General features: G+C 28.5%; 9 protein-coding genes. 1 reads left to right on the top strand and 8 read right to left on the bottom strand.

Translation table 11 applies throughout. The features are described 5' to 3' along the window. On the top strand, nt 1-263 hold a 263-nt coding region (locus tag G8Y85_RS03020; protein ID WP_210433358.1), incomplete at its 5' end, for a hypothetical protein. A 224-nt stretch (nt 264-487) separates the two neighbouring features. Here G8Y85_RS03020 and G8Y85_RS03015 read toward each other — a convergent pair. From G8Y85_RS03015 to G8Y85_RS02980, 8 genes are all read right to left on the bottom strand, one after another. Further along, nucleotides 488-1,180 (bottom strand): trypsin-like serine protease, encoded by a 693-nt coding sequence (locus G8Y85_RS03015; RefSeq protein WP_165805406.1) that lies wholly within the window; start codon nt 1,178-1,180, stop codon nt 488-490. A gap of 366 nt (nt 1,181-1,546) precedes the next feature. Further along, entirely contained in the window at nt 1,547-2,764 is a 1,218-nt protein-coding gene (locus G8Y85_RS03010) for a Shedu immune nuclease family protein (RefSeq protein WP_165805405.1), read from the bottom strand. Nucleotides 2,765-2,821: 57 nt separating this feature from the next. Beyond that, nucleotides 2,822-3,133 carry a hypothetical protein gene (locus G8Y85_RS03005; RefSeq protein WP_165805404.1) on the bottom strand — a complete coding sequence of 104 codons (312 nt, stop codon included), beginning with the start codon at nt 3,131-3,133 and terminating at the stop codon, nt 2,822-2,824. Next, nucleotides 3,130-3,813 carry a hypothetical protein gene (locus G8Y85_RS03000; protein ID WP_165805403.1) on the bottom strand — a complete coding sequence of 228 codons (684 nt, stop codon included), beginning with the start codon at nt 3,811-3,813 and terminating at the stop codon, nt 3,130-3,132. The genes G8Y85_RS03005 and G8Y85_RS03000 overlap by 4 nt, the downstream gene beginning before the upstream one ends. Nucleotides 3,814-3,850: 37 nt before the next feature. Continuing rightward, complete coding sequence (locus G8Y85_RS02995; protein ID WP_165805402.1) at nt 3,851-4,420, bottom strand: hypothetical protein; 570 nt, start codon at nt 4,418-4,420, stop codon at nt 3,851-3,853. Nucleotides 4,421-4,460: 40 nt separating this feature from the next. Beyond that, a complete protein-coding gene (locus G8Y85_RS02990) occupies nt 4,461-4,730 on the bottom strand; it encodes a hypothetical protein (protein ID WP_165805401.1) in 270 nt (89 codons plus the stop codon). Between the two features lie 2 nt (nt 4,731-4,732). Next, complete coding sequence (locus G8Y85_RS02985) at nt 4,733-5,308, bottom strand: restriction endonuclease subunit S (protein WP_165805400.1); 576 nt, start codon at nt 5,306-5,308, stop codon at nt 4,733-4,735. Nucleotides 5,309-5,507: 199 nt separating this feature from the next. Next, a partial coding sequence (locus tag G8Y85_RS02980; protein ID WP_210433357.1) for a hypothetical protein occupies nt 5,508-5,809 on the bottom strand: 302 nt, incomplete at its 5' end.

Genomic DNA, 5,809 nt, shown 5'->3' with positions numbered 1-5,809 from the left:
CAGATGTATCTTTAACTCTTAACGACAAAGCTAATCTTAAACAAGAATTGGGTACTAAATTAGAGAAGATTAAATTAGATAATCAGAATCTAATCGATATGCTATTTACTGATTATCAAGTTCATGAGGCTACTAGACCTAGAATAAATCAAGATTTAAGTGGATTTCAGATGCTTAAAGAAAAAGTAGCCAGTAAAGATAAAAATTTTAAACTATCTAAAGAAGAAGCGGAGAATGATAATTCATTCTACTATCGAGACTAGTTAGGTTTCTTTGGAAAATATTAATCTCTAAAATTGGTAAAAAATGTTATATAAAATATAAAAAAGCCCTCTAAAAAGAGGGCTTAAATCATTAACTACATTTTAATCTTAGTGAGTAGTTAATGGTACATATTTATCTTTTTCACACAATAATAAATTAAAATTCAATCTTCATATCATAATTAACCTTATGTCACTTAATTTAATACATATCCTACTTCGAGTTATTTATTTTTATCAATCCAATTTTTGATATCACTAGTTATAGGTGCAAAATGAGATAGTCCAATACCTTTTCCTGATACAATACCTATTAACTCATTTGTTTCTTCAAGATATAAACCACCACCTGAAGAACCCGATCCCGTGATATTGTCTGTTAGTATCACTCCTGAATCTATTTTTTGAATAGTTCCCTCTTTTTTATCTTGATACTTTGCTTCAGTATCTTTTGGATATCCTATAGTATAAACTTTTTTGCCAATTAAACTTTGAAGGTCATCTACGGCTTTTATTTTTACAGCATTGTTAGTAAGGTAATATTTCATAGATTGAGGAGGATTTTTTCCTTTTAAAATAGCAAAGTCCTTTTTACTGTCAAGATTTCTAGGAGAATATACAGTCGCTTTATCTATATCTATAGATGATAACGGTGTTTGAATACCACTCAGAGCAGGAAAGACTTTGCCAATATAACTTTCTTGATTATTACGATCTACACAATGTGCTGCTGTTAAAAACGATGTGTCTGATAGAGCTACAGCAGTACAGCTTTGACCGTTAACTTTTTCAAACTTACTTGTGAATAAGTGATTCCCTTCGGTTGTGTTCGTTACAATTTCAGCATATATATTCTGAGTAAATAAAGACATTAACAAAAGTGACGCAAATATAACTGAATAAACTATTTTTTTCATCTTCTTTCACTCCTTTTACTCAACTAGGTGTAAATTTGTATATGACAATGAATCTTATGATATGAAGGTAAGGTTATAAATTTTCTTGTTAATATATTATAAAACTACTAATATTTATATTATTAAATAAATAATACACCTAATATCATTAATATGTTATTAATTAAAACTTAAATTTTTCTTAATTTACCTTGTCTTTCAAATCATCTAAATTCGTTATAATGATTGAAGGATCACAAAAGACTCGGCTTATTGTCATTCTATAGAAAAATATAAAAAGTCCTCTTATGTGAGGACTAATGAATACTGAAGGTATTTTTAATAGATATTCCTATGATACCTACTTAGACTTATCTACAGTTTATTTTAATCAGTAATATCTAATTTATTATTATTAAACCTGTCTATCAAAGATTCCAACATCTCAATTAATTCATCGTAACTATATATACTTACAATATTAGAATATTTATTTTTGATTACCCTATAATCTTTCTTTTGTTGTTCATTTAAATCATTTGTTCTACCAATAATAATAAAACCTTTAGGGTTTACAATGCTAACGTCTACTGTACTATCCGCTATTTTATTTTTTATTAGATCAGTATTTTTAGTAATATCGCTAGTTAAATCATATATATATTTCTCGATCTGCATAATTGATCCTGATAATTCTACACTAGGAGCGTAATTACCTCTATATTTTCTTCCAAAGATTTTCCTTGTGTGGGTTTTTATCTCTATTAAATCTATATTATTTAATAAATCTACTAATACAAAGTCAATTCTTTTATTGTTACTTATAGTTAATTCTTTAATAGCCAACTTGTACTGTGGAAAAATTAATACCAGTATGTTTAAAATATCCTCTTCCCAATTTAATTCACGATAACTGTCAGATTCTATATTTGTTTTCAATTTATTTAAAGCTACTGTATATTTTCCTATTTCTCTTTCTACAATCTGATTATCAATTTCATTACCAAAAAGTATCCTTTCGTTATGGCTTTTATCATTCATTTCTCGCCTTTTTTTGGAAAGATACTTCTCAAACTTTTCATCATAATCTTCATTCAAATCCAAATAGTCTTTTACTATATTAGCAATTCTTGCATTAGCATAATGTATTAATTCTGTACTTTTAGGAAATCTATTAACTAACTCTTGATATTTAGTCCAAGGTAAAAGCATATCAATTTCGTTTGATTCTACAAACTCATCCGGTGCAATGAAAATATCACTAGATATTAAGTTACTAAGTTTTTTTAATATAGAAATTCTACCGTTATGAACAAGGTGTTTGTGATTGATATGTCTAATAAGAGATCGGTGAATAAAAATACTATTATTTATATCAAAAATTTCCCTATCAAGCTCATAGAAATCTTTGTCACTTGTTAAGTGCCCTACAGTAAAGATAACTGTGTCATCGTCGTCCTCCAAAACATACTCATTACCCTTGAGATAAAATGTGCTCTTTAATCTGACATTATAACTTGTATCTAAATAAGTGTAGCTTTCTCTTTCTAAGCTACATTTTAGAGTATTTTCTTCATCTTCCAGAACAAAAAATTTAATTTTCATTCAGATTCCCTCCATATAAAAACTTTCGGCTTAGTATAACTTTCAAATCCTTTGTCATTATTTGCTAAGATATTCTATAATGTAATCGTCATAGTCTTTATTTCCAGAGAACAATTGAAAATAGCCTTCTGCGATACTTATTTCTTCTAATGCAGGAACATCTAGTATCTTTTGAATATCTTTTTCTACCTTGTCATCATAACGCTTTAAAGATACCTTCCAAACCTTAACTAAAGACATTATTGTAAACGGGTACGCCTTTTCTATATCTTCTTTTAAAACTTTATCTAGTTTTTGCACCTCTTCTTCAAAAGTTAAATTTTTCTTTATATCATTGTTTAAGGTTTGCGCAATTTTAAATTCGATCACCTAAACGCCACTCTTCTATCTATATCAAATTTTGTGTGTTTATTTTCAATAAGTAGTTCCCAAAATTCACCTTCATTAATAAAATCTTCAATAGTATAGCTTTTGATTCTCTTTCTATATCTTTCTACAAACTGTTCCATTGAAATATTAGTACCTATATATCGAATATCTATATCCTCAATGCCTAAGTTATAAGAATAAAGTTCATTATTTTGTTTTACTATCTCAACGATATAATCATCGCCTCTGATTTCTTTAAAAGCTTCAACTAAGATTTCTCTGTTTTCTAATGCATCTTCTAGTGTATTCGCAAATACTTCATCATCTTCATAAGCTACAAGCCCTCTAAAATCGTCTGGGTCTGACAATATTTTAGTTGTAACACTCGTTATGTCATCTTGCTCACACACAAACTCTATAATATCTAGTTCATCTCCGCTTCCATTTAAAGTTCCACTTTGAATAGCTCTATCTATCCTTTTTTTCCATTCATTTTTATCAGCTTTATTATTAATCACTACATTATACTCAATATCTTTTACTGAAACACGTTCAGGGAAATCCGATTCTTTTATCATCGATTTTAAAATTTCTTTCGTTGCACTATCGTAATCTGGGTGGATCTCTAACTTAATACGTCCTTCTAATATATCTTCTAAAGTATAGACTATGTTTAACATTAGAAGCCTCCTAATTATTTATATTTAGTGACGCACTTTATATTGGTACTATACTACCAGTGTAATCTTCCACTCTATGTGATGCTGCTATAGGGTCTAACATATTAAAATGCTTAATAGGAGAATGTCTAAATGCTCTAATCTCATCCAGAGTCCCTTCTATTGTAATATCAGCAATATCTATTCTCATGTGGTCTTTTTTTGCATTATATCTAACCTGAACTTCTTTATAAGTCATCGTGCCGTAACCATCTTCAACATAATGACAATCTAAAATTTCATCAAACGTTCCAAATAACAACCAGAGTATATCGAATAAATTATAAGCACCATAATCTACCTGTGTTTTTTTGTTATGAAGATTTTCATAGCTATATCCTGCATAACTTAAAGAATAGGTACTTAACAATTCAAGGATAAATTGATCTGTTGTAATTCCTCCTACGTGGTATACATCATTATTTATAAAAGACTTTTTACTAGTACGACTTGGTTTTACATTAATAGGATTACTATTTACTTTGCGTTTCCTACCAGTGCCTTTCTTCTTTATCTTTATAGTTAGATAGATAACACACGTTATAATTACGTACATACCTAAAGCCATAATAAAAGGATTCGTAGACATTCTAATCACCTACATTCTATTAGTCTTTATACTTCACTCTATTATAATTTTCATATGCTTTCTTATAATCCCTTTGATACTCGATTACTCCTTTATTCTCAAACTCATCATAGCAATTCTCTAATGATATACCCTTTTTAATTGTTAGATTTTCTATGAAACGATTACCACGTCTTATCTGAGATATAGTAGTTTCACTTATATCTGAATGCTTTGCGATATCATAACCTGTAACACTTCTGCTAAATATTAATACAAATAATTTTTCATACATATTTGGTTTAGACATTGTTACACCTCTAATTCTTTTAGTACCAAAGACATCTTCTTTCTTTCCAAAAGGTTCTGTTGCTGTAGTCTCTTTAAATCTTTACGCTTCTTAAATATTTTAGAAAGAACTTCTTGCTTTCTTAACGTTGGCACTTCAATCTCAAAAGATTTCAAAGATTGTAGCGAAATCTTTTTTACTTTTGTTGAGCCTTGCAAGCTTTCTTCAATTTGACTTTTAGCATCATCTGAATAACTGAACCAATATACAATAAATTCCTTCAATATGTCTGCGGATTTTGGCTCTAAAATAACGTAATTGTAAGGTAATATCATTGGTTGATTAATACTAGCCACTATTACACATTCTCCCGACATCATATTTAATACAATTTCCCCACCATATACTTTTGTCGCATTACATTTTTGATCTATAGTTACTTTTCTATAATTTTCTTTTGTGTCCAGCACGACATCATTATCTATTGCTAAACGATTTTGGTCATATATATCATACGTTTTTCCATCTTCAACCTGCTTTAAGCGTGAAATTAAACTTCCACTAATTATGTTGATTTTTTGCTGTAATTTAATTTTCATATAATCACCTTAATTTTCTCTTATATAAGTAACTATACGCCATTACTATACATATGTACAGTATAAAGTGAGTTTTTTGGTATTTTTTTGATATTTGTGAAATTACTTATAATAATAATCCTCCAAGGCTCTTTACCTTGAAGGATTATCGTTTGTACTATATTGATTTCATTTGAAAACTCATTATAAATTACAAGTGTTATATATATCGTGGTTGATTTATGAAGTGTGACAACAAGCTTTTATTATATTCCTCTTTTGATTTCGGATTAACACCCGATTTACAAATTACTTTAGCTATATCTATAAAAAACTGTCTATCTATATCACTCGAATCTTTTAAACAGACTATAAACATGTATATATCATAATTAGTTATCCTATCAGGGAATTCAAGCATTGCCTTAAAATATTGTAATGTAGCTTTTCTAAATACATAGCGCTTACTACTTTTATTAACTTTCATATCTTTTCTTTTCACTTCGTCACCTAAAATAATTT

Origin of the sequence: Staphylococcus sp. 11007852 (assembly GCF_011394325.1) — a bacterium.
GTDB classification, from domain to species: Bacteria; Bacillota; Bacilli; order Staphylococcales; family Staphylococcaceae; genus Staphylococcus; species Staphylococcus agnetis.
This window is presented reverse-complemented; position numbering and strand designations above follow the sequence as displayed.

Bases quoted from the DNA above. Each gene is read 5' to 3' on its own strand.
- G8Y85_RS02985 (WP_165805400.1), bottom strand. From the start codon at position 5,308: ATGAAAATTAAATTACAGCAAAAAATCAACATAATTAGTGGAAGTTTA.
- G8Y85_RS03010 (WP_165805405.1), bottom strand. From the start codon at position 2,764: ATGAAAATTAAATTTTTTGTTCTGGAAGATGAAGAAAATACTCTAAAA.
- G8Y85_RS02995 (WP_165805402.1), bottom strand. From the start codon at position 4,420: ATGGCTTTAGGTATGTACGTAATTATAACGTGTGTTATCTATCTAACT.
- G8Y85_RS02990 (WP_165805401.1), bottom strand. From the start codon at position 4,730: ATGTCTAAACCAAATATGTATGAAAAATTATTTGTATTAATATTTAGC.
- G8Y85_RS03015 (WP_165805406.1), bottom strand. From the start codon at position 1,180: ATGAAAAAAATAGTTTATTCAGTTATATTTGCGTCACTTTTGTTAATG.
- G8Y85_RS03000 (WP_165805403.1), bottom strand. From the start codon at position 3,813: ATGTTAAACATAGTCTATACTTTAGAAGATATATTAGAAGGACGTATT.